Here is a 23,276-nt window from a genome sequence, read left to right on the forward strand (position 1 = left end):
GAGGAGAAGCTGCGTGGATGATTCCGACAGGCGGGCCAACCGTCAGGAACGTCGAAAGCAGCGCACCCGAGCCGCCCTGATCAAAGCCGCACAACGATTCATCGCCGCCGGCAAGGTCAACGTCCCGGTGCAGGACATCAGCCACGCAGCCGACGTCGGCGTCGGGTCGTTCTACAACCACTTCGACAGCAAGGAAGAACTGTTTCAGGCGGCGGTCAACGAGGTGCTCGACGCTCACGGGGCACTGTTGGACGCCATCGCGGACGCGTCCGAGGATCCCGCGGAGACCTTCGCGCGCAGCTTCCGGCTGACCGGCCGAATGTTTCGCCGGCGCCCGGAGGAGAGCGGTGTCGTGCTCTCCCACGGGCTGGAATTGATTACCTCGGACCGTGGCCTGGCGCCGCGTAGCAAGAGGGATATCGCCGCGGCCGCAGCTGCCGGCCGGTTCGACGTGGAAGACCCGGAACTGGCGATGGCGGTTGCCGCCGGCGCGCTGTTGGGACTCGGTCAACTGTTGTGCGATCAGCCCGAACGCGACGCCGCCCAAGCCACCGACGAAGTCGCCGAGAACCTACTGCGGCTGTTCGGCATGCCCGCCGAGGAGGCGCATCGACTTTGCCTGCGGCCGTTGCCCTTTCTGGACGATGGCGTGAGCGCGGTGGTCTGAGCGGCAGGCGGTCGCATCCGGAAGCGGCCCGGCACTATGCCGGCGTGCCGCTGCTTACCGGCGACGATTTCCGGGCCACGCGGTCGCAGAAATCGGTGAGCACGTCAACCGTCGCCTGGGGCGCCTCGAATGGCCAGAAGTGACCGGTGTCGAACAGGTGCACGCCGCTGCCCGGCGGCAGCATCGCCAAAAGCTCTGGCTCCCGGTAGAACTCGCGTGGCTGCAGCGGATCATGAGCGCCCTGCAGCAGCAGCACCGGAGCCGTCCAGGCCCGGATGAGCCGGCTCCGCCGATCCACCCACTCCTGCCGAAACGACGACGAGTGGAAGTAGCGGGGGACCGCGGTGGCGATCCCCGGGTGGCTGAACTCCTCGATGGTGCGAATCAGGTCTTCTCGGGCCACGGGCCGCTCGGCGAGCCAGGTATAGACGGTCGTCACGAACCGCCGGGCCTCGCGCAGCATCGCCGGCGCCTCCGCCGACTGCATCAGCTTTTCCTGGGGATGCAGTCGCGGGTGCAGATGCCAAAGATGTTGCTGGCCACGACCGTATCCCCGCACCCGCGCACCCATTGCCGCGACCAGATGATCACCGACCGGACTGCCGCGGTCATGGGTGATCAGGATGAATTCGCCGACACCGAGTTCGTCGAGGAGGGCGCCGAGCTGCGCCGCGACGCCGGCCTGCCGGTAATCACCGCTGCGTTTGTCGGATTGGCCGTAACCCTTGAGGTCGACGGCCAGGCAGTGATAGCGGCGGCCGAGCCCTTCCAGCGCATAGTGCCACTGCCACCAGGAGTCGGGCAGCCCATGCAGGAACACCACCGTCGGGTCCGACGCGGCGCCGGATTCCACGAAGTGCCACCTGACGGTTTCGCTGTCGCCCGGTGCGTCGACGAACCGGTGCACGGCCGTTACGGCACCGAGGTGCTCGAGGTCACCGTCGTGGTGCGTCCGGGCGGACGTGTCGGGTAACCCGGCCACGATCTCCTCGGCGGACCGCACGGCATGCGCCGGCCCGTCGTCTAGTTTGCTGATCACCCGCTGCGGCGGTTCGGTGTACGCGAAATCGGCTTGAGTTGTCATTCTGGTTCCTCTCGTAGAGGGTTTGCTGCGTTGCTCTTTCGGCAAAACGCCCGTGCCGGCTACGGCGGCGAAACGGGATTGCCTCAAGCACCGCTTTTTGCCCTGGGCCGCCATTGGTGCCGTTGCCGATGAGCGGACGCCCCAGGAGCGCCTGAGAGGGTGCGTTCAGCACGCTGAGCGCGTCGTGCATCAATGCCGTGCTGGTCGTTTCAGCGGTGGAATATGAAATTGATGCCGCGGCCAACGCCTGCGTGAACTGCTCATGAAACTCCGCCGCGCGCAGGCTGACCGCCTGATATAACCGGCCGTGCGACCCGAATAACGTTGCGAGTGCCGCCGACACCTCATCAGCCCCTGCCGCCGCCAACCGAGTGGTGTAGACCGCAACCGTTGCGTTGGCCGCACCGATCGTCGTGCTGATACTGGCGAGGTCCGCCGCCGCTGCCGAGATTGTTTCCGGTGCCGCGTTCACAAAGGACATTTCGGACCTCCGATCAGATCAGCTCAGAGCTCGCTGATTCGTTGCGGCGTTGGCGATTTGGTGGGCAGGGGAATTCTCTGCAGCTGGCCGCGCACCAGCGGCAGCCACCACGACGGGCTCGGCGGCGCAGGCAGACGCCGCGCCTTGCGGTGCCGTCCGCGTCGCGGCAGCGGGAACACCAGCAGGAGAACCAGCGTCAGACCGGTGATGACGGCGCCTGCGGTGAAGGCGTGCGACAGGCCGGTGACGAAGGCATCGCGGACGGCGTCGTTGACGTTGGGGCCCAGCGCGCCCAGTTGCGGGTCGGCGGCGACGTGCATGCCGGCCGCGGGTGATTCGCGGATGGTGCCGGCCGCTTGCTGCGGCACCGCCGCCGGCAGCCTGAGGTGATTACGGTAACCGGCGCTGAACAGGGAGCCGAGCAGCGCGATGCCCAGGGCGGCGCCCAGTTCGCGAGTGACGTCGTTCATCGCCGAGGCGACGCCTTGTTTGTCCGGCGGCAGCGAGTCCACGATGGTGTTGGTCGCCGGGGTGGCCGACAAGGCCAGGCCGCCGCTGAAGACCAGCATGCCGATCAGCAGATCGGTGTAGGTGGAGGCGGTGCCGAGGCGGGCCAGCACGGCGAAGCCGGCAACCATGCAGGCCAGCCCCGCGGCGATTACCAGCCGATTGCCAACGCGCTCACCGAGTTTCGGGGCTATCGCGGAAACCGGAAGGACGACTGCGGCCATCGGCAGCATCGCCAGCGAGGACTTGAGCGGCCCATAGCCGAGCATCAGCTGGATGTACTGCAGCCCGACATAGAAGAAGCCGAAGGTGCCCAGGAATTGGATGATCAGCGCCGCCGTTCCGGAACTGACGCCGCCGTCGGCGAACAGCCGCGGATCCCGCATCGGGCGCGCAACGCGCAACTCGTGGACGACGAACAGGGTCATCGCCGACACCGCCGCGACGAAAGCCACAACCACTGTGGAATGGGTCCAGCCATGGTCGGCGCCTTCGATGATGCCGTACACCAGCGCGCCGATCCCGATGGCACTCAGACCGGCCCCGGGGAAGTCGGGCGCGGGTTCCTCCGCGCTCTTGGTGTTGGGCACCAGTGCCACCGTGACGAGCAGCGATGCCGCGGCCATCGCGGCGGTGCCGATGAAGGTGGAGCGCCATGAGTAGTGTTCGAGCAGCAGGCCACTGATCAGCAGCCCCATAATCGATCCCGCACTGGCGAATCCGGCCCAGATGCCGACCGCGCGGCCCTTATGGTCGGTATGCACGACGGCAGTGATCGTCGACAGCGTGCTCGGCATGATCAGTGCCGCGCCGATACCCATGATCACCCGGGCGATGATGATCGTGTGCGGTGAGCCGGCGGCGGCCGCCAGCACGTTGGCCAGCCCGAACAGCAGGGTGCCGCCGATCAGGGTGCGGCGGCGGCCGAAGTCGTCACCGATGGCTCCCGCCGGCAGCACCAGCGCCGCGAGCGCCACTGTGTAGGCGTCGGCGATCCAGGTCAGATCGGTCGCGCTGGCCCCTTGGTCCAATGCGATGTCGGGCAGCGCCACGTTGACGCCGGCGACCGCCGACATGACCACCACCAGCGCGCCGCAGCACGCCAGCACGACACCACGGGGATCGTTGCGCATCGTCATCTCCTCTCAGAATCAGCGCTATTGCTGTTGCCGGACAACGCAAATCGGGGTACCGCGTCAACCAAAGCGGACAGCCGCCGACCGGCGCGCAGCACGGTGCGGTCGGGCCGGATGACCGCCGCCGTCACCCCACCGCGGTGTAACCAGCGGGCAAGTTCGCTGCCTGGCGGTGCGTCGATGACCACGGCCCCCAGCGCGCAAAGCCGCTCACGCAGTTGGGAATCGGGTGTCTTGGTGGTGACGAGGGCAAACTTTGTCCCGAGCACGGTGTCCACCCGCTCGCCCGACGGCAGGATTGCGTTGGGGCACAACGTTCCCGCGTGACGCCATCCGTCAAACGTCTTGTGTACCAAGGCGTTGCTGTGTAGTGCCGGCGTTCGGCTGTTGGTGAACAGCGACCGCAGCCCCGGGACCAGATGCAGCCGGGGCACCAGGGCACGGCGTACGGCGTCGCCCGCCCGCCCGCCGGCTGTCATGGACCATCCCATGGCCAATGCCAGTCCGATCATGTGCTGCGCGTGCGGCTTTCGCTCTTGTTCGTAGGTGTCGAGAACCGTGGCGGTCAGGTTCTCGGTCAGCACGCCGGCCAGCTTCCAGGCCAGATTGGCCGCGTCGCGTATTCCGGCGCCCATGCCCTGACCGATGAACGGCGGAGTCAGATGAGCGGCGTCGCCGAGCAGAAAGACGTTGCCCTGGCGCCAGGTGTTGGCAACGGCGGCGCGGAACGTGTACTCGGCGACCCGCACCACCGACAGCCGGTCGGCCGGTACCGCGTTGACCCACGGGGAAAGCAGTGGATACAGGCTCGCCATGGTGGCGAAGTCAGCGGCGGTCTCGTCGGCCCGCAGCTGAAATTCCCAGCGGTACCGGTTTTCACCGATGCGCATGTAGGTGGCGGCCCGGTGCGGACTGCAGACCTGATGTACCCCGTCCCACTGGTCGATCGCGGCGTCGGTCGCCACGTCGACGACCAGCCATCGTTGCGCAAAACGACGGTGACGCAGCACGGCACCGATCGAGGAGCGCACGACGCTGTTGGCGCCGTCGCAACCCAGGACGTAGCCGGTGTCGACGACGTGCTGCTCGCCGCTGCACCGATCGGTGTAGTTGAGCCGCACCAGGCCGGGCTCGCGCTGGCTGACCTCGGTGACTTCGGCGTTGCCGCGAAGCGCAACACAGCTGTGCTTCTTGAGGTTTGCCCGCAGCAGTTCTTCCAGTTCCGGCTGGTCGAACATGTTGGCTTGCGGAAAGCCGTGCACGCTGTGCGCCGGATCGCGGTGGAACTGAGCCAGCGTCCGCAGATCCGGGTCGACCAGCCGCAGCCCCAGGGCCGGGCGCGAGATCGCGGCGAACTCGTCACCGATTCCCAGCCAGGTGATGATCCGCCTGATCTCGTCGTCCAGGTGTACCGCCCGCGGTTGCGGGTAGACGCTTTCCCACCGGTCCAGCAGCAAGACGGGGATGCCGTACTGGGCCAGCAGGGTGGCCGCGGTGACCCCGGTAGGCCCGGCGCCGACGACGGCGACCGGCACGGATTCGGGTGCAGTGATCACTGGTAGCGCACCGCCGTACGTTGGGTGCCGAGGTCGATCGCGCCGTCGTCGGTGGCGACGGTGGCCTCGACGACGTCGCCGTCGTGCAGGTACTTGGGATTGCCCAGTTGGCGTTTGAAGAAGGCTTTCCACTTGACCGCGGGCGGCAGTAGCGAACTGACGAGCTGGACGGGTTTCGCGGGAGCGGACAGCGCGGTGCCCACCGGGGTGCCGGTCAGTACGAGATCTCCGGGCTGCAGGTGCTGAAACCGCGCCAGCCCCTGCAGGGCCTGCAGCGGCGAATAGATCATGTCGCCGGCCACCCGCATGTCTTGGCGCAGTTCACCGTTGACCCGCAGCCGCAGCCGCAACTCGCCGAAGCGCCCGAGCTCACCGGCATCCAGCAGCACCAGCGCGGGGCCCACCGGGGTGAACGTCGGATACGACTTGGCTTCGTAGAACTGTGTTTTGGGGAGCTGAATGTCGCGTGCCGACACGTCGTTGGCCACCACCAGGCCGGCGACGTAGTCGGTCCAATTGGCGGCTGTGACGGTGGTGCCGACGGGCAACTCCCGGCCGATGACCAACCCGATCTCGACCTCGTAGTCCAAGAACTGGACGTGTGCCGGCTTGACGATGTCATCGAACGGCCCGCTGATCGAACCCGACGCCTTGCGAAAGAAGGTCAGCGGAGTCGAATTCGGGTCCATGCCGGAGTCTTTGACGTGTGAGGCGAAGTTGGTCATCTGCGCCACCACCCGGCAGGGCGTCGTCACCGGCGACATCAGCCGCAGGCCGTCCACCCCGACGCGCTCACCGCCGGTCGCGGCGGCGTCGATGTCAGCTCGGTCGGCCAGCAACTCGCCGGTGCTTACCGCGGCGGTATCGACTTTGGTTGCGCCGTCGGAGGTTTGCACCCACCAGGCGTCTGTGGTGCGCAGGATCGAGACGCTCATGAGTTGGCGGCTTTGATCAGGCCGATCAGCCGGCGGGAATCGAATTCGTTGTCGGCGCGCAAGCCGCGGAGCATCGACAGCGCTTCTCGCGGTAGGGATTTGAGGTCGGCACCGAGGAAGTCTTTGGTCGCGCGCGGGCCCCATTGGGCAAGGCCGGAAGCTGTGAACGGCGCCCAGCCGGGTTCCAGCGTGCAGTCGAACATGTCGCCGTCGGTGAAGTGCTCGACGAGCAGCCCTTCCGGGTCGCGCCAGTAGTCGAAGAGCTGGCTGCCCTGGATGTGGCGGCCGATACCCCATGACCGGCGATACCCGCAGTCGGCCAGGTATTGCCCGCCGGCTGCCAGCGAATCCAGGTCGCAGACTTGATAGGCGGAATGCACGTAGCGGTTGGCCGGACCCAATGTGAGCGCCAGCGTGTGGTGGTCGGTGGGCGTCATGCCGCGATCGCAGCGGATGAAGCTCATGACCGGTCCGCGGTTGCGTTGATCCGGGTAGTACAGGAAGTCGCTGACGATCATCCCGAGCGTGTCGAGGTACCAGTTGAGTGTCTGCAGGTAGGTGGTGGTCTGCAGGACCAGGTGTCCGAGCCGTTGCACGGTGGCCGGGCGCCGGGGCGGCCGTTGGGTGGCGTTGACGCGCTGCACTTCGTGCCCGGTGTTGAAGGTGTGCGGCGGCGGTGACGGCAGCGGTTCCAACGGGTGGGTGCCTGCCACCACGCGGACCGTGAGCCCGCCCGGATCGGTCAGGTCGACGGAGACGCCGCCGAGCGTTTGGGGCAGCCGCTGGGGGGTCCGTCCGGTTGCGTCGGACAGTCGCAGCAGGTCGTCCTTGTCCTGGGCGGTGAATGCCGCGCCGACCAGTCGGGACCGCTGGCCGCGCCGGATGAGGATGCACGGCGATCCGGCGTCGGTCCCACGCAGCTGCAGCTCGTCGGGGGTGCGTGCGGAGACGGCGAAGCCGAACGCCGCAGCGAACGCCCCGGCGCGGTTCAGGTCGGGCTTCTCGAACTCCAGCCAGGCGATGTCGTGAACCTTGATCACCGGGTTGCGCGAACGTCCGGGGTGCTCGCCTGCGCGAGCGCCCTGCTCGCTGTGCAAATTGTTGTGGGCAGCCAGATCGTATGTCACCAGACATCCTCCAGAACTAGAAACTGACGATATCTTCACTCACGAAGCTATCATCAGTCAAGTGGTTCTGAAGAAAAATTCAAAACTGTGTTGACGCGGCTGATCACGCCGCGCCGCGCCCGCGGTCGGCTGAACCGGCGGTTCAGGCGGCGTCGTGGAAAATCAGACCCAACGCGTAGCGTTCCCCCGAATGCACCACCGAGATACCGTGTCGTACCGGTGCGGCCGACCACCCGCGAGCCGAGGGAACCGGGCGGTCCCGAGTGGTGAATGCGTACCCATACCCTTGCGGCAATTGCGTTGCGGTGCCGCGTGATTGGGCTCGGTACCGCTGCTCGACCAGGAGGAACTCGCCGCCGGTGTAATCAGTGGCGGGGTCGCTGAGGTTGATCACCACCTGAAGCGGAAACACCAAGTCGCCGTAGAGATCGCGGTGCAGGGCGTTCCAATCCCCGGTGCGATATCGCAACAGCAGCGCGGTGGGCTTGGTCTGGCCGGCGGCATGGCACATCTGCAGCCATTCGTCCAAGGTGTCCGGCCAGGGGCTGTCCCTGCCCAGTTTGGCCCACCAGTCCCGGGCGATGGTCAGCAGCCGCGGATACAAGGCGTGCTTGAGCTGCTCGAGAGGCTCCGGGTAGGGCCGTCGAAAGTAGCGGTATTCGCCGGCGCCATAGCGGTGGCGCTCCATGTCGACGGTCTTGCGGAACAGGTCGTCCTGGGTATACAGCCTGCGGAGGCGCGCCGCCTCGGTGGCCGTGACCAGCCTGGGTAGCAAAGCGCCGCCGTGGGCGCTGAGCTGTACGGCGATGGCGTCCCAGTCGCCGGAGTCGGCGCGGGTTTGCCACCTGGTCGACGACATCGATCCGCACCTCCCGTCGTCTCATGCTGCCGGGGCAGACGATATCGAAACGATATTGCTCGCGGCGGCCAAACGCACGCTGGCCTTGGAATATGCGCAGGAGGTACGGTGTTGGTCGCGGACGAGTTGGCCGGGCGGCCGCGGCTCGAGTTGGTTCGCAAGGATCGGCGCCGAGTCGAGGAAAGTCCGGACTTCACAGAGCAGGGTGATTGCTAACGGCAATCCGAGGTAACTCGCGGGAAAGTGCCACAGAAAACAAACCGCCATCCTCGCGGTGGTAAGGGTGAAACGGTGCGGTAAGAGCGCACCAGCATCCCGGGTGACCGGGGTGGCTAGGCAAACCCCACCCGAAGCAAGGCCAAGAAGGCCGCACCAAGGTGCGGCCGCGCAGACGCTCGAGGGTTGCTCGCCCGAGTCTGCGGGTAGGCCGCTTGAGGCACCCGGTGACGGTGTGTCCAGATGGATGGTCGCCGCCGTGCCGCCGTTGGTTCAGCCGCGGCGGCAGGGAACAGAATCCGGCTTACAGGCCAACTCGCCCGCGCTCGCGCCCCACCGGGATTTGCCTCGCGCGGCTCAAGGTCGTGCTTTGCGCACCGCTTTGTCGAGTTTGCGCAGCGCCGCACCGAGCTGTGCCCGGCAGCTTTCGGCAAGATCGCTTTCCTGCTGATAGAGCAGCCCGTAGGTGAAGGTGTCCTCACCCGCGGCATGCGCGGCTGCGGTCTGTTCGAGCAGATGTTCCCGGCTGACGACACTGTCTTGATGATCTCCGAGCAACGTCTGGACGGCCTTTGCCTGCTGGGCCACCCCGTTGGCTCCGGTAGCCGCCGCGGTATAGCGTAATCGCTTGGCGCGCTTGCGGATTCGGTGCAGGGCCTCGTTGGGGTGGATTACTGCGGCCGCGCCGTCCTCGGCCTGCTCGGGCGCTTCGCCTGCCGCGTGGGCGGCCCGCGCCGCCTTGGCGGCGTTGGCGGCTTTCTTGACGCGGCGGTAGGCCGCGTCGATGGTGGGCGGGGCCGGCTCGGGCCCCGGTCCGAGTGTGGTCACGGGGTATTCGGCCACCATCGCGTCGAGAGCGTCCAATAGCCGGAAGTATCGCTTCGAGCGCATCGCGATCAGCGACCGTCGCCATCCCGTCTGATATCGCCGACGGGCACCCTCGACGAGGCGGTCGCGCACCGGCCCGCGCACCAGCTCCGGGTCCAGCCCGTCCAGTTCGCGTTGATAGCGCTCGGCGAGCACCTCGGCGTCACGCGCCACCCCCAAAACACCGGCGAGCTCACGCAGTTCGTCGAGAACCCACGCGCCGTCGGCCAATCCGAACGAATCCGGGGCCTCCCGCAGCAGGCTGCGGATCTTGCGGGTGGTCACCCGCATCTGGTGCACCGAGTCGTCGACGTCGGCGCGCACCGCGCGATCCCACGTCAGCAGCTCTTCCACGTGCTGGGCCACCGCCCGGTGGACCGGATCCACCGCCCGGTGGACCGGATCCACCGGCGCCGGGCCGCGCGCCGACGGTGACGTCCGGCCCAGCACCCGGGCCAGCTTGGAGCCGTGCCCGGCGGGGGCGGCCCCGGCGTCCAGCAACCGGTTACTGAGCCGGTTGAGCAGCTCGTCACCGGCGGCTCCGATCGCGTCGATGAGCTCGAGTTCCCATTCCCGCCACTGCTGTTCGGCGGGCCCGGCATCGGAGTCGTCGGCTTGTCCGGCCGACCACGCGGTGACGTGGTCGTTGCAGAATTCGGCCAACGCGGTGCCGTCGGCGGCGTAGAGAAACTGGCTTTCCCGCCTGGTGGTGATCCGCGCGACCGGCTCGACGGGACGGTCACGGACGATCGCCAGCACCACATCCAGCAATTCCGCCGGCACGGCGTCCTCACCGGTGATCGGGGCATGGATCTCGGTTCGGGTGTCCGGCCCGGCCGGCAACTTCAGGTGCCAACCGGCGTCGGGGCCGCCGGTCCGGCGTCGCAGGGTGATCCGGTTGCGGGCCAGATCCTGTGCGGGGGTGTCGAAGTACACCGCGTCGAGCTCCTGGGGCGGCTTCTTCTCGACCCGGGCCACGGCCGCAATGCCGTCAAACGACGGCGACACCGTCGACTCGACGACGTCGAACTTGCGCTCGACCTCCAGCTGACGCGCCATCTTCGGCGCAGGTACGGGCATTTCGCCTCCGGTGACAGCGCGTCGCCGCGGTCGTACATCGTGGATAGGCCTCATAGAGAGTGCCACACCCGGGGTTGGCCGCCCGGCCCAGCCTCGGGTCCGGCTGATACGGCATGTTGGTCGATGCGTGTCGCCGGAACCACTTATCGTTTGCGGTGCGGGCCACCGCGGCGGCTCGGCTGTGGGAGGCCGATCGGATCCCCTTCGGATCCCTGACGAAGGAGTTGTCGATGTTGTTGTTGGGTTGTGCCCAGTCCGGCGTGGTCGCCGGCGGGCTGGGCGCCGGTGCGATCAGCGCCGCGATGCTGTTGGGCGGCATCGGGTCGGCCTGGGCGGATCCGGGCGACCCCGCGCCGCCACCGCCGAATTGCACGGCAGCCGACCTGGCCGGGGTTTCGGCGGGGGTGGCGGCGGCGACCTCCGCCTATCTGTTCACCCATCCAGACGTCAACGACTACTTCACCAGCCTCAAGGGTCAGCCCCGCGAGGATATCCGTGACCAGCTGCAGCAGTACATGGATGCCAACCCGGCGGTTCATGCCGACCTGCAGGGCATTCGCCAGCCGCTGACCGACTTCCGGAACCGGTGCCAGTGACGACCCAGAACATCGAGAAGACCTAGAAGCAGTGCTCCTCGGCGGGGAAGGCCCCGCCGGCCACCTCGTCGGCGTATTGCCTTGCAGCGCGGCGTAATTCGCCCGCAATGTCGGCGTAGCGCTTGACGAAGCGGGCGGCCTTGCCGCCGCTGAGACCGGCCATGTCCTGCCAGACCAGGACCTGGCCGTCGCAGTTGGGCCCGGCTCCGATTCCGACCGTCGGAATGGTCAGCTTGCCGGTGATCTGGGTGGCCAGCTCGGCCGGCACCATCTCCATCACCACCGCGAACGCTCCGGCTTCGGCGACGGCGATCGCATCCGCCACGGTCTGCTCGGCGGCGTCGCCGCGGCCCTGCACCCGGAACCCGCCCAGAGTATTGACGCTTTGCGGGGTGAAGCCGATGTGGGCCATCACCGGGATGCCCGCCGCGCTCAGGCAGGCGATCTGCCCGGCCACCCGCTCGCCGCCTTCCAGCTTGACCGCGTGCGCGCCGCCTTCCTTCATGAACCGGGTGGCCGCGGCCAGCGCGGCGGTGGGTCCGGCCTCGTAGCTGCCGAACGGCAGGTCGGCGACCACCAGTGCGTGCGGGGCGCCCCGCGCGACGCCGCGGACCAGCGGGATCAGCTCGTCGACCGAGATCGGCACCGTGGTGTCGTAGCCGTAGACGACGTTAGCGGCCGAATCGCCGATCAGCAGCACCGGAATGCCGGCGTCGTCGAAGACCCTCGCGGTCGAGTAGTCGTAGGCCGTGAGCATGGCCCACTTGTGGCCTTCGGCCTTCCATTTCTGCAGGTGGTGGGTGCGGATCTTGGTTCGTGGCGCGGCCGGGTCGGCGGGCGTCGACGGGCCGGCGCCGTAGATATTCTGCTCAGACATCATTGTCCCTAGGTGTTGGTCGGGTCGATCCTCGTGGCCCAGCTCGGGTCCCCGGGTTCGTCTTGACACTCACAGTCTGCCATCTCTTCGGCGTAGATACACTGTGGGACCCCGTGAATCGGCTTACCATCGGCGGATGCAGCGGCTCAGTGGCCTCGACGCCAGCTTCTTGTACCTGGAAACCTCGTCCCAGCCGATGCACGTGTGCTCGATCATGGACTTGGACACCTCGACGATGCCGGGCGGCTACACCTTCGACCGGCTGCGCGAGGCATTGTCGCTTCGCGTCAAAGCGCTGCCGGAGTTCCGGGAGAAGCTCGCCAGCAGCCCGTTGAACCTCGACCATCCGGTCTGGGTCGACGACGACGACTTCCACATCGATCGCCATGTGCACCGCATCGGTTTGCCGTCACCGGGCGGCCGGGCGGAACTCTCGGAGATCTGCGGACATATCGCGTCGCTGCCCTTGGATCGCCGCCGGCCGCTGTGGGAGATGTGGGTCGTCGAAGGCGTGGCAGGTACCGATTGCCATCACCGGGGCCGCATCGGGATCATGACCAAGGTGCACCACGCCGCCGTGGACGGCGTGACCGGCGCCAACCTGATGTCGCAGCTGTGTACCACCGAAGCCGACGCGCCCGCGCCGGATCCGGTGGACGGAGTCGGCGGCGGCAGCGGCTGGCAGATCGCCGCCGGCGGCCTGGTCAGGTTCGCGGCGCGACCGTTACAGCTGGCCAACGTGATGCCGCAGACGGTGTCCTCGGTGGTCTCCACGGTGTTGCGGGCCCGCGACGGCCTGACCATGGCACGCCCGTTCGCCGCGCCGCGCACCGTGTTCAACGCCAGCATCAGCGGCCGCCGCACCATCGCCTACGCCGAACTGGACCTCGAGGACATCAAGACGGTGAAAAACCACTTCGGCGTCAAGGTGAACGATCTGGTGATGGCGCTGGTTTCCGGGGTGCTGCGGCAATATCTCGCCGAACGCAACGCCCTGCCCGACTCGTCGCTGGTGGCGTCGGTGCCCGTGTCGGTGCACGGCAAGTCCGATCGTCCCGGTCGTAACCAGGTTTCGGCGATGTTCTCCAGCCTGCACACCGAAATCGCCGACCCGGTGGAGCGTCTGCGGGCCATCGCCCAAGCGAATTCGGCTGCCAAGGGCCATAGTTCGGCCATCGGCGCGACGCTGTTGCAGGATTGGTCACAGTTCGCCGCGCCGGCCGTTTTCGGAGTGGCGATGCGCGTCTACGCCAAGACCCGGCTGACCGAGAGCCTGCCGGTGCACAACCTGGTGGTCTCCAATGTGCCGGGGCCCCAGGTTCCGTTGTACCTGCTGGGTTGCCAGGTCAAGTCGATGTACCCATTGGGGCCGATCTTTCACGGCTCCGGTCTCAATATCACGGTCATGTCGCTCAACGGCAAGTTGGACATCGGTCTCGTCTCGTGTCCGGAACTGCTGCCAGACTTGTGGGAAATGGCCGACGAGTTTGCTATCGCCATGGAAGAACTGCTGGCGGCCGTCGGGTGATTTGTCCCACGACGGTCGTTAGCCAGCATCTTCGGCCGGCTCTGGCACCATAGGTTGCCATGTGCCTGTCTCGCCGCGAAAAGTTCGCGCGCATGTTGCTGATCTGGACCGCGCTCGCCACCGTGGCGTTGGTTCTCGCGGGCTGCATCCGCGTGGTCGGCGGGCGCGCTCGGATGGCCGAGCCGAAGCTGGGACAGCCCGTGCAGTGGACGCCGTGCCGCAGCTCCAATCCGGCGGTGAAGATTCCCGGCGGCGCGCTGTGCGGCAAGCTCGCCGTGCCGGTCGACTACGGCCATCCCGACGGTGACATCGCGGCCCTGGCCCTCATTCGATTCCCGGCTACGGGGGACAAGATCGGTTCGCTGGTCATCAACCCCGGTGGTCCGGGCGAATCAGGTATCGAGGCAGCGCTGGGCGTTTTCCAGTCGTTGCCGAAGCGGGTCCATGAACGGTTCGACCTCGTCGGCTTCGACCCGCGTGGCGTGGCGTCCTCGCGTCCGGCACTGTGGTGCAACTCCGACGCCGACAACGACCGGCTACGGGCGGAACCGCAGGTCGACTACAGCCCCGCGGGGGTGGCCCGCATTGAAGAGGAAACCAGGCAATTCGTCAGCCGCTGCGTCGCCAAGATGGGCAAGGAGTTCCTGGCGAACGTCGGGACGGTCAATGTCGCCAAGGACCTCGATGCCATCCGCGCGGCACTGGGCGACGACAAACTGACCTACCTCGGCTACTCGTACGGCACCCGGATCGGCTCCGCCTACGCCGAGGCCTACCCCCAGCGGGTGCGCTCGATGATCCTTGACGGCGCGGTCGACCCCAACGCCGATCCCATCGAGGCGGATCTGCGTCAGGCCAAGGGATTTCAGGACGCCTTCAACGACTACGCCGCCGACTGCGCCAAGGACGGTAGCTGCCCGTTGGGCAACGACCCGGCCAAGGCCGTCGACGTCTATCACAGCCTGGTCGACCCGCTGGTCGACCCCAACAACCTGCAGGTGAGCAGGCCGGCGCGCACCAACGACCCGCGGGGACTCAGCTACAGCGACGCGATCGTGGGCACCATCATGGCGCTCTACTCGCCGAATCTGTGGAGTCACCTGACCGACGGCCTTTCGGAGCTGGCCGACCACCGCGGCGACACCCTGCTCGCGCTGGCCGACATGTACATGCGCCGCGACTCGCACGGCCATTACACCAACGCCACGGACGCGCGGGTGGCCATCAATTGCGTTGACCAGCCGCCGATTACCGACCGCGCCAAGATCATCGACGAGGACCGCCGCTCCCGCGAGCTCGCGCCGTTCATGAGCTACGGCAAGTTCACCGGCGACGCGCCACTGGGCACCTGCGCATTCTGGCCGGTGCCGCCGACCAGCAAGCCGCACGCGGTCTCGGCGCCGGGCCTGGTGCCAACGGTCGTGGTGTCGACCACCCATGACCCGGCCACGCCCTATAAAGCCGGAGTTGAACTGGCAAACCAGCTGCACGGCTCGCTGCTGACGTTCAACGGAACCCAGCACACCGTGGTCTTCCAGGGTGACAGCTGCGTCGACGACTACGTCACGGCTTACCTGATCGGCGGGACAACCCCGCCGAGCGGCGCGAAATGCTGACGCCGGCGGGCGAACTCGGCGACTAAGAGTAGGTGGGCACCCCCGTAGCTTCGTCGAGCCTGGGGGATTGCGCCGGCGTCGATCTCGACGCGTGTGTCGGGCGGACGCCGGCCTCTTAACAGGACAACCGACCCCTTAACAGGACAACCGACCCCCGGCGAATTGGCGAGTCTCACCACAAAGTTCCCGCGGAAACTAGGGACGTTTGGCCCTAGGGCGCGGCGGTGGCGCGCCGGAATACTTGGGCGGCTTGTCCGAATGCCGTTACGACGCTGCTCCGATGCCGCTCGGATCATGAGACCCCCTGGAGTCAACCCATGACCACTGAAGCGCCGCCCGCCCAAGACCTTCAGCCCCGCCGGCCGTTTCCGGCCCGGGTCGGGCCGAAGGGCAACTTGCTCTACAAGATCATCACCACCACCGACCACAAGATGATCGGCATCATGTACATGGTCGCCTGCTACATCTTCTTTTTCATCGGCGGGCTGATGGCGTTGCTGATCCGCGGCGAACTCGCCGCACCCGGGCTGCAATTCCTGTCCAACGAGCAGTACAACCAGTTGTTCACCATGCACGGCACCGCGATGTTGCTGTTCTACGCCACCCCCGTCGTCTTCGGCTTCGCCAACCTGGTGCTGCCCCTGCAGATCGGCGCCCCCGACGTGGCCTTCCCGCGACTCAACGCGCTGTCGTTCTGGCTGTTCATCTTCGGCGCGCTGATCGCGCTGAGCGGCTTCATCGTCCCGGGCGGCCCGGCCGACTTCGGCTGGACGGCCTACACCCCGCTGTCCAACGCGATCCACAGTCCCGGCCCCGGTGGCGACCTGTGGATCCTGGGCCTGGGTGTGGGTGGTCTGGGCACCATCCTGGGCGGGGTTAACATGCTCACCACCGTGGTGTGCATGCGCGCACCGGGCATGACGATGTTCCGGATGCCGATCTTCACCTGGAACATCATGGTCACCAGCGTGCTGGTGCTGATGATCTTCCCGCTGTTGACCGCCGCGCTGTTCGGCTTGGCCGCCGACCGCCACCTCGGTGCCCACATCTACGACGCGGCCAACGGCGGGGTGATCCTGTTCCAGCACCTGTTTTGGTTCTTCGGGCATCCCGAGGTGTACGTGATCGCGCTGCCGTTCTTCGGCATCATCTCCGAGGTGATCCCGGTGTTTGCCCGCAAGCCGATTTTCGGCTACACCACGCTGGTCTATGCGACCCTGTCCATCGCGGCGCTGTCGGTGGCGGTGTGGGCCCATCACATGTTCGTCACCGGCGCGGTGCTGCTGCCGTTCTTCTCCTTCATGACGTTCCTGATCGCGGTCCCCACCGGCCTCAAATTCTTCAACTGGATCGGCACCATGTGGCGGGGCCAGTTGACCTTCGAGACGCCGATGCTCTTCTCGTTCGGGTTCCTGGTCACCTTCCTGGCCGGCGGCTTGACCGGCGTGATGCTGGCCAGCCCGCCGCTGGACTTCCACGTCAGCGACAGCTACTTCGTGGTGGCGCACTTCCATTACACCCTGTTCGGCACCATCGTCTTCGCCACCTACGCCGGCGTCTACTTCTGGTTCCCGAAGATGACCGGACGGCTGCTCGACGAGCGGCTGGGCAAGCTGCATTTCTGGCTGACGTTCATCGGCTTTCACACCACGTTCCTGGTCCAGCACTGGCTGGGCAATGCCGGGATGCCCCGCCGCTACGCGGACTACCTGCCCACCGACGGCTACCAAACGCTGAACGTGGTCTCCACGGTGGGGGCATTCATCCTCGGCATCTCGGTGCTGCCGTTCGCGTGGAACGTATTCAGGAGTTGGCGCTTCGGCGAACCGGTGTTGGTCGACGACCCCTGGGGCCACGGCAACTCGCTGGAATGGGCCACCAGCTGCCCGCCGCCGCGGCACAACTTTACCGAACTGCCCCGAATCCGTTCGGAGCGGCCGGCTTTCGAGCTGCACTACCCGCACATGGTGAAACGCATGCGCGCCGAAGCCCACGTCGGCCGACACGAAGAAGTGGCGGAAGCGGCGACCGTCGGCGCCGGCTGAGGGCCGCCGCACACCCACCGCGCACCACGCCGATACGAGATCAAGGCGTGACCAGTTCGCGCTGCGACAGGTATCCGTGGGTGAGACGATGCTGGCCATGTCGCGTCTGAGACCGTTCAGCTCGGCGCTGCTGTCATTCGGACTCGTGCTCGGCGGTCAACTACCGTCGGCCGGCGCGACCCCCGAGGCCGACACCGGTCAGACCCAAGGCCCGGTAACGCCCGCGGCCGCGGCGCAGCAGCAGAACTGGGGCTCGTGTTCCGCCTTCCTCCCCGACTCCGGCGACATTCCGACGGCCCGCTGTACGACGGTGTCGGTCCCGGTCGACTACGACCATCCCGGCGCCGCGCAGGCCACGCTGGCGGTGATCCGGGTTCCCGCGACCGGGCAGCGGATCGGGTCGTTGCTGCTCAACCCCGGCGGGCCCGGGGCGTCCGCGGTCGACATGGTCGCCGGGATGGCGCCCGAACTGAAGGACACCGACATCGCCCGTCACTTCGACCTGGTGGGCTTCGACCCCCGAGGGGTCGGCCACTCGACACCGGCCCTGCGGTGCCGTACCGACGCCGAGTTCGACACCTACCGGCGCGACCCGATGGTCGATTACAGCCAGGCCGGTGTGGCCCACATCGAGCAGGTGTACCGAGAGCTGGCGCAGCACTGTGCCGACCGGATGGGCCCCGGGTTCCTGGCCAACGTCGGGACCGCGTCGGCGGCGCGCGACATGGACCTGATCCGCCAGGCCCTGGGTGACGACCAGATCAACTACCTCGGGTACAGCTACGGCACCGAGCTGGGCACCGCCTACCTCGAGCGGTTCGGCGCCCACGTCCGGGCGATGGTGCTCGACGGCGCGATCGACCCGACCATCGGCCCGATCGAGGAAAACGTCAAGCAGCTGGCCGGATTTCAAACCGCTTTCAACGACTACGCCGCGGACTGTGCGCGCTCGACGGCCTGCCCGCTGGGCACCGACCCGACCCAGTGGGTCAATCGCTACCACGCGCTGGTCGACCCGCTGGCCGCCAGCCCGGGCAAGACAACGGATCCGCGGGGCCTGAGCTATGCCGACGCCACCACCGGCACCATCAACGCGCTCTACACCCCGCAGCACTGGAAGTACCTGACCAGTGGCCTGCTGGGGCTGCTGCGCGGCACCGATGCCGGCGACCTGCTGGTGCTTGCCGACGACTACTACGGCCGCGACCGCGACGGCCACTACGACAACGACCAGGACGCGTTCAACGCGATTCGCTGTGTCGACGCGCCGGCGCCGACGGACGCCGCGTCGTGGGTGTCGGCCGATCAGCAGTTCCGCCAGGCCGCGCCGTTCCTCAGCTACGGGCAGTTCACCGGCTTCGCGCCGCGCGATCTGTGTGCGCTGTGGCCGGTACCGGCGACCTCAACACCACACGCCGCCGCACCCGCTGCGCCGGGCAAGGTCGTGGTGGTCTCCACCACCCACGACCCGGCCACCCCCTATCAGGCCGGGGTAGACCTGGCCCGGCAGCTGGGCGCCGCGCTGATCACCTACGACGGCACCCAGCACACGGCGGTGTTCGACGGCAACGACTGTGTGGACACCGCGGTGGTGCGCTACTTCGTCGAACTGACATTGCCGCCGGCCAATCTTCGCTGCGGGTCCTGAGCCGGCTTGGCAACGTGTCTGGCCGGGCATTGGTAACACGGTATTAACAGAGCTTGCATAGGGTTCCAGTTATGGATCGGCAAAAGGAATTCGTCCTGCGCACGCTCGAAGAACGCGACATCCGCTTTGTTCGGCTCTGGTTCACCGACGTGCTCGGCTTCCTCAAGTCGGTCGCCATCGCCCCTGCCGAACTCGAAGGCGCCTTCGAGGAGGGCATCGGCTTCGACGGGTCCTCGATCGAGGGCTTCGCCCGGGTGTCGGAATCCGACACCGTGGCCAACCCGGATCCGTCGACCTTCCAGGTGCTGCCGTGGACGACGGGCTCCGGCCACCACCACTCGGCGCGGATCTTCTGCGATATCACCATGCCGGACGGCTCACCGTCGTGGGCTGATCCCCGGCATGTGCTGCGCCGGCAGCTGACCAAGGCCAACGAACTCGGCTTTTCCTGCTACGTGCATCCCGAAATCGAGTTCTTCCTGCTCAAGCCCGGTCCCGAAGACGGGACGGAGCCCGTTCCGATCGACAACGCCGGTTACTTCGACCAGGCGGTGCACGAATCGGCCTCCAAGTTCCGCCGGCATGCGATCGAGGCGCTGGAGTTCATGGGCATCTCGGTGGAGTTCAGTCACCACGAGGGCGCGCCCGGCCAGCAGGAGATCGATCTGCGCTTCGCCGACGCGTTGTCGATGGCCGACAACGTAATGACCTTCCGCTACGTCATCAAAGAAGTCGCGCTGGAAGAAGGTGTGCGGGCCACGTTCATGCCCAAACCGTTCGGGCAGCATCCGGGTTCGGCGATGCATACCCACATGAGTCTGTTCGAGGGCGACGTCAACGCCTTCCATAGCCCCGACGATCCGCTGCAACTGTCGGACGTCGGCAAGTCGTTCATCGCCGGAATCCTCGAGCACGCCTCGGAGATCAGCGCGGTGACCAATCAATGGGTCAACTCCTACAAGCGGCTGGTGCAGGGCGGTGAGGCGCCCACCGCCGCGTCGTGGGGCGCGGCCAACCGCTCGGCACTGGTGCGGGTGCCGATGTACACCCCGCACAAAACCTCGTCGCGGCGCATCGAGGTGCGCAGCCCCGACTCGGCCTGTAACCCCTACCTGACGTTCGCGGTGCTGCTGGCCGCCGGACTGCGGGGCGTGGAGAAGGGCTACGTTCTGGGCCCGCAGGCCGAGGACAACGTCTGGGACCTCACCCCCGAGGAACGCCGCACCATGGGCTACCGGGAGTTGCCGTCCAGCCTGGACAGCGCGCTGCGTGCCATGGAGGCCTCCGAACTCGTCGCGGAGGCCTTGGGGGAGCACGTGTTTGACTTCTTCCTGCGCAACAAACGCCGCGAATGGGCGACCTACCGCAGCCACGTCACGCCCTACGAACTGCGCACCTACCTGTCGCTGTAGCCCAACGCGGCCGCTCGTGCCGCTACCGCGCCGGCTTGCGCTACCGTCGAGGTCGTGACGAAGCCCGCGACGCAGCGACCCAAGCTGCCCAGCGTCGGCCGTCTCGGATTGGTCGACCCCCATGCCTGCGCCCATCTGACACAGCTGGGTTGGACCGACGACGACGACCAGGCCCACGTCGACCTGCTGTGGTCGCTGTCGCGGGCACCGGATGCCGACGCCGCACTGCGAACGCTGGTGCGGCTGGCCGAAAAACCCGACACCGGCTGGGAAGAGCTGAACGCGGCTCTCCTCACCGAACGCAGCCTGCGCGGACGGCTCTTCGCGGTGCTGGGTTCCTCGCTGACGCTGGGGGACCATCTGGTCGCGCACCCACAGTCCTGGAAGCTGCTCAGTGGCAAGATCGCGCTGCCGGCTCGCGACCGGATGCGGCAATCGTTCCTCGCGTGTGTCGAGGAATCGTCGGATGCGCCGGCCTCGGTGGTGCACCGGCTGCGCGCCCTGTACCGGGATCACCTGCTGATCCTGGCCGCGCTGGACCTGGCCGCCACCGTCGAAGACGAGCCGGTGTTGCCGTTCACCGTGGTGGCTGCCCACTTGGCCGATATCGCCGACGCGGCGCTGGCCGCAGCGCTACGGGTGGCCGAGAAAACGGTGTGCGGTGCGGGCACTCCGCCGCGGCTGGCGGTCATCGCGATGGGCAAATGCGGTGCGCGCGAACTGAACTACGTCAGCGACGTCGACGTCATCTTCGTCGGTGAGCGGGCCGACCCGGTCACCATCCGCGTCGCCGGCGAGATGATGCGGGTCGCGTCGTCGGCGTTCTTTCAGGTGGACGCCGGGCTGCGGCCGGAGGGCCGCAGCGGGGAGCTGGTCCGCACGGTCGAATCGCACATCGCCTACTACCAGCGCTGGGCCAAGACCTGGGAATTTCAGGCGCTGCTGAAAGCCCGAGCGGCGGTCGGCGACCCCGAACTCGGCAAGCGCTACCTGGAAGCGCTGATGCCGATGGTGTGGACAGCCTGCGAGCGTGCGGATTTCGTGGTCGAGGTGCAGGCCATGCGCCGTCGAGTGGAGCAGTTGGTGCCGGCCGATATCCGCGGCCGCGAGCTCAAGCTCGGCAGTGGCGGCCTGCGCGACGTGGAGTTCGCCGCGCAACTGCTGCAGCTCGTGCACGGCCGCAGCGACGAGTCACTGCACGTTGCCTCCACCGTCGACGCGCTGTCGGCGTTGGGCGAAGGTGGCTACATCGGGCGCGAGGACGCGGCAAACATGATCGCCTCCTACGAGTTCCTGCGGCTACTCGAGCATCGACTGCAGCTGCAGCGGCTCAAGCGCACTCACCTGCTGCCCCCGGCCGACGACGACGAGGCGGTGCGTTGGCTGGCGCGGGCGGCACACATCCGGCCCGACGGACGACACGACGCCGCAGGGGTGTTGCGCGAGGAGCTCAAGCACCAGAACGTGCGGGTGTCCCGGTTGCACACCAAGCTCTTCTATCAGCCGCTGCTGGAATCGATCGGCCCGGCCGGGCTGGAGATCGCCGGCCGCGGCATGACGTCCGAAGCCGCCGAGCGGCAGCTGGCGGCACTGGGCTACGAGGGCCCGCAGACCGCGCTGAAGCACATGGCGGCGCTGGTAAACCTGAGCGGTCGCCGCGGCCGGGTGCAGTCGGTGCTGTTGCCCCGGCTGCTGGACTGGTTGTCGTATGCCCCGGACCCTGACCGCGGTCTCTTGGCGTACCGGCGACTCAGCGAGGCGCTGGCCACGCAGAGTTGGTATCTGGCGACCCTGCGTGACAAGCCCACGGTGGGCAAGCGGCTGATGCATGTGCTGGGCACCTCTGCCTACGTGCCGGATCTGTTGATGCGCGCGCCCGAGGTGATTCAGAACTACACCGACAGCCCGACCGGACCCAAGCTGCTCGAGACCGAACCCGCGGCAGTGGCCCGGGCACTGATCGCCTCGGCCGGGCGCTATGCCGACCCGGCGCGCGCCATCGCCGCCGCACGCACCCTTCGCCGCCGGGAGCTGGCCCGCATCGGTTCGGCGGATCTGCTGGGCATGCTCGAAGTCACCGACGTGTGCCGGGCGCTTACCTCGGTGTGGGTGGCGGTGCTGCAGTCCGCGCTGGACGCGACCATCAGGGCCAACCTGCCCGAGGACGGCCACGCCCCGGCGGCCATCGCCGTCATCGGCATGGGCAGGCTGGGCGGTGCCGAGCTGGGCTACGGGTCGGATGCCGACGTGATGTTCGTGTGCGAGCCGGCCAGCGGTTTCAGTGACGCTCACGCCGTCAAGTGGTCGACATCGGTCGCCGAGCAGGTGCGAACGCAGTTGGGCACACCCAGCGTCGACCCGCCGCTGGAGGTCGATGCCAACCTGCGGCCCGAGGGCCGCAACGGCCCGCTGGTGCGCACTCTGGCCTCCTATGAGGCGTACTACGCGCAGTGGGCGCAGCCGTGGGAGATCCAGGCGCTGCTACGCGCACATTCGGTGGCCGGCGACGCGGAGTTGGGTCGGCGGTTCCTGCTGATGGCGGACCGGACGCGGTATCCGCTCGACGGTGTGTCCGCCGAGGCGGTGCGCGAGATCCGCCGAATCAAGGTGCGCATCGAGTCCGAGCGGTTGCCCCGCGGCGCCGACCCCAACACCCACACCAAGCTGGGCCGCGGCGGACTGACCGACATCGAGTGGACGGTGCAGCTGCTGCAGCTGCGCCATGCTCATGAGGTTCCGGCCCTGCACAACACCTCCACGCTGGAATCCCTGGACGCGATCGCCGAGGCCGGGCTGGTCCCCGAAGACGAGGTGCAGCTGCTGCGGCAGGCATGGCTGACCGCTACCCGGGCCCGCAACGCGTTGGTACTGGTCCGGGGCAAGCCCACCGATCAGCTACCCGGACCGGGACGTCAGCTCAATGCGGTCGCGGTGGCCGCCGGCTGGCGCAACGACGACGGTGGCGAATTCCTGGACAACTATCTGCGGGTGACACGGCGCGCAAAAGCGGTCGTGCGCAAGGTGTTCGGAAGTTAGGGG

16 protein-coding genes, 1 other RNA gene and 2 pseudogenes are annotated in these 23,276 nt (G+C 67.4%); 9 read left to right on the forward strand and 10 right to left on the reverse strand.

Annotated elements, in window-relative coordinates:
• The first annotated feature begins 13 nt into the window (after positions 1–13).
• Entirely contained in the window at positions 14–667 is a 654-nt protein-coding gene (locus BST40_RS10530; protein WP_075545254.1) for a TetR/AcrR family transcriptional regulator, read from the forward strand.
• A 34-nt stretch (positions 668–701) separates the two neighbouring features.
• Here BST40_RS10530 and BST40_RS31595 read toward each other — a convergent pair whose 3' ends face one another.
• From BST40_RS31595 to BST40_RS10565, 8 genes and pseudogenes are all read right to left on the reverse strand, one after another.
• Positions 702–1,751: an alpha/beta fold hydrolase gene (locus tag BST40_RS31595; protein ID WP_158084005.1), complete on the reverse strand. Its 1,050-nt coding sequence runs from the start codon at positions 1,749–1,751 to the stop codon at positions 702–704.
• A 91-nt stretch (positions 1,752–1,842) separates the two neighbouring features.
• Positions 1,843–1,923, reverse strand: a pseudogene (locus tag BST40_RS33200) (PGRS repeat-containing protein); the annotation flags it as partial.
• A gap of 42 nt (positions 1,924–1,965) precedes the next feature.
• A pseudogene (locus BST40_RS31600) lies at positions 1,966–2,232 on the reverse strand (PE family protein); the annotation flags it as partial.
• Positions 2,233–2,255: 23 nt separating this feature from the next.
• Entirely contained in the window at positions 2,256–3,872 is a 1,617-nt protein-coding gene (locus BST40_RS10545) for an MFS transporter (RefSeq protein ID WP_158084006.1), read from the reverse strand.
• 2 nt (positions 3,873–3,874) lie between these two features.
• The gene (mhpA, locus tag BST40_RS10550) at positions 3,875–5,428 is read right to left on the reverse strand and encodes a bifunctional 3-(3-hydroxy-phenyl)propionate/3-hydroxycinnamic acid hydroxylase MhpA (protein WP_241780129.1); all 1,554 of its coding nucleotides are present in this window, start codon (positions 5,426–5,428) and stop codon (positions 3,875–3,877) included.
• The gene (locus tag BST40_RS10555; protein WP_075545251.1) at positions 5,428–6,366 is read right to left on the reverse strand and encodes a fumarylacetoacetate hydrolase family protein; all 939 of its coding nucleotides are present in this window, start codon (positions 6,364–6,366) and stop codon (positions 5,428–5,430) included. Before BST40_RS10555 ends, mhpA begins: the two co-directional genes overlap by 1 nt.
• Entirely contained in the window at positions 6,363–7,493 is a 1,131-nt protein-coding gene (locus BST40_RS10560) for a VOC family protein (protein ID WP_075545250.1), read from the reverse strand. Before BST40_RS10560 ends, BST40_RS10555 begins: the two co-directional genes overlap by 4 nt.
• Before the next feature lie 142 nt (positions 7,494–7,635).
• On the reverse strand, positions 7,636–8,352 hold the full coding sequence (locus BST40_RS10565) for a 2OG-Fe(II) oxygenase (RefSeq protein WP_083154209.1): 717 nt from the start codon (positions 8,350–8,352) through the stop codon (positions 7,636–7,638).
• Positions 8,353–8,474: 122 nt separating this feature from the next.
• Here BST40_RS10565 and rnpB point away from each other — a divergent pair.
• An RNA gene (rnpB, locus tag BST40_RS10570) (RNase P RNA component class A) lies at positions 8,475–8,891 on the forward strand.
• Positions 8,892–8,925: 34 nt separating this feature from the next.
• Here rnpB and BST40_RS10575 read toward each other — a convergent pair.
• On the reverse strand, positions 8,926–10,515 hold the full coding sequence (locus BST40_RS10575; protein WP_083154211.1) for a CYTH and CHAD domain-containing protein: 1,590 nt from the start codon (positions 10,513–10,515) through the stop codon (positions 8,926–8,928).
• 230 nt (positions 10,516–10,745) lie between these two features.
• On the opposite strand from BST40_RS10575, the gene BST40_RS10580 reads away from it, so the two are divergent.
• A complete protein-coding gene (locus tag BST40_RS10580; protein ID WP_075545299.1) occupies positions 10,746–11,111 on the forward strand; it encodes a heme-binding protein in 366 nt (121 codons plus the stop codon).
• 22 nt (positions 11,112–11,133) lie between these two features.
• Here BST40_RS10580 and panB read toward each other — a convergent pair whose 3' ends face one another.
• Positions 11,134–11,988 (reverse strand): 3-methyl-2-oxobutanoate hydroxymethyltransferase, encoded by an 855-nt coding sequence (gene panB, locus BST40_RS10585; protein ID WP_075545298.1) that lies wholly within the window; start codon positions 11,986–11,988, stop codon positions 11,134–11,136.
• 136 nt (positions 11,989–12,124) lie between these two features.
• Between panB and BST40_RS10590 the strand changes: the two genes are divergently transcribed.
• From BST40_RS10590 to BST40_RS10615, 6 genes are all read left to right on the forward strand, one after another.
• Positions 12,125–13,516, forward strand: coding sequence for a WS/DGAT/MGAT family O-acyltransferase (locus BST40_RS10590; protein ID WP_075545247.1), 1,392 nt, complete (start codon positions 12,125–12,127; stop codon positions 13,514–13,516).
• Between the two features lie 59 nt (positions 13,517–13,575).
• Positions 13,576–15,132 carry an alpha/beta hydrolase gene (locus BST40_RS10595; protein ID WP_075545246.1) on the forward strand — a complete coding sequence of 519 codons (1,557 nt, stop codon included), beginning with the start codon at positions 13,576–13,578 and terminating at the stop codon, positions 15,130–15,132.
• A 317-nt stretch (positions 15,133–15,449) separates the two neighbouring features.
• Positions 15,450–17,177, forward strand: a complete 1,728-nt coding sequence (ctaD, locus tag BST40_RS10600; RefSeq protein WP_075545245.1) for an aa3-type cytochrome oxidase subunit I — start codon at positions 15,450–15,452, stop codon at positions 17,175–17,177.
• A gap of 88 nt (positions 17,178–17,265) precedes the next feature.
• Positions 17,266–18,825, forward strand: coding sequence for an alpha/beta hydrolase (locus tag BST40_RS10605; protein ID WP_089025090.1), 1,560 nt, complete (start codon positions 17,266–17,268; stop codon positions 18,823–18,825).
• A gap of 71 nt (positions 18,826–18,896) precedes the next feature.
• A complete protein-coding gene (locus BST40_RS10610) occupies positions 18,897–20,237 on the forward strand; it encodes a glutamine synthetase family protein (RefSeq protein ID WP_063470228.1) in 1,341 nt (446 codons plus the stop codon).
• A gap of 54 nt (positions 20,238–20,291) precedes the next feature.
• The gene (locus BST40_RS10615; protein ID WP_075545244.1) at positions 20,292–23,273 is read left to right on the forward strand and encodes a bifunctional [glutamine synthetase] adenylyltransferase/[glutamine synthetase]-adenylyl-L-tyrosine phosphorylase; all 2,982 of its coding nucleotides are present in this window, start codon (positions 20,292–20,294) and stop codon (positions 23,271–23,273) included.
• The last annotated feature ends 3 nt before the right edge of the window (positions 23,274–23,276 follow it).

The organism is Mycobacterium persicum (assembly GCF_002086675.1).
GTDB classification, from domain to species: Bacteria; Actinomycetota; Actinomycetes; order Mycobacteriales; family Mycobacteriaceae; genus Mycobacterium; species Mycobacterium persicum.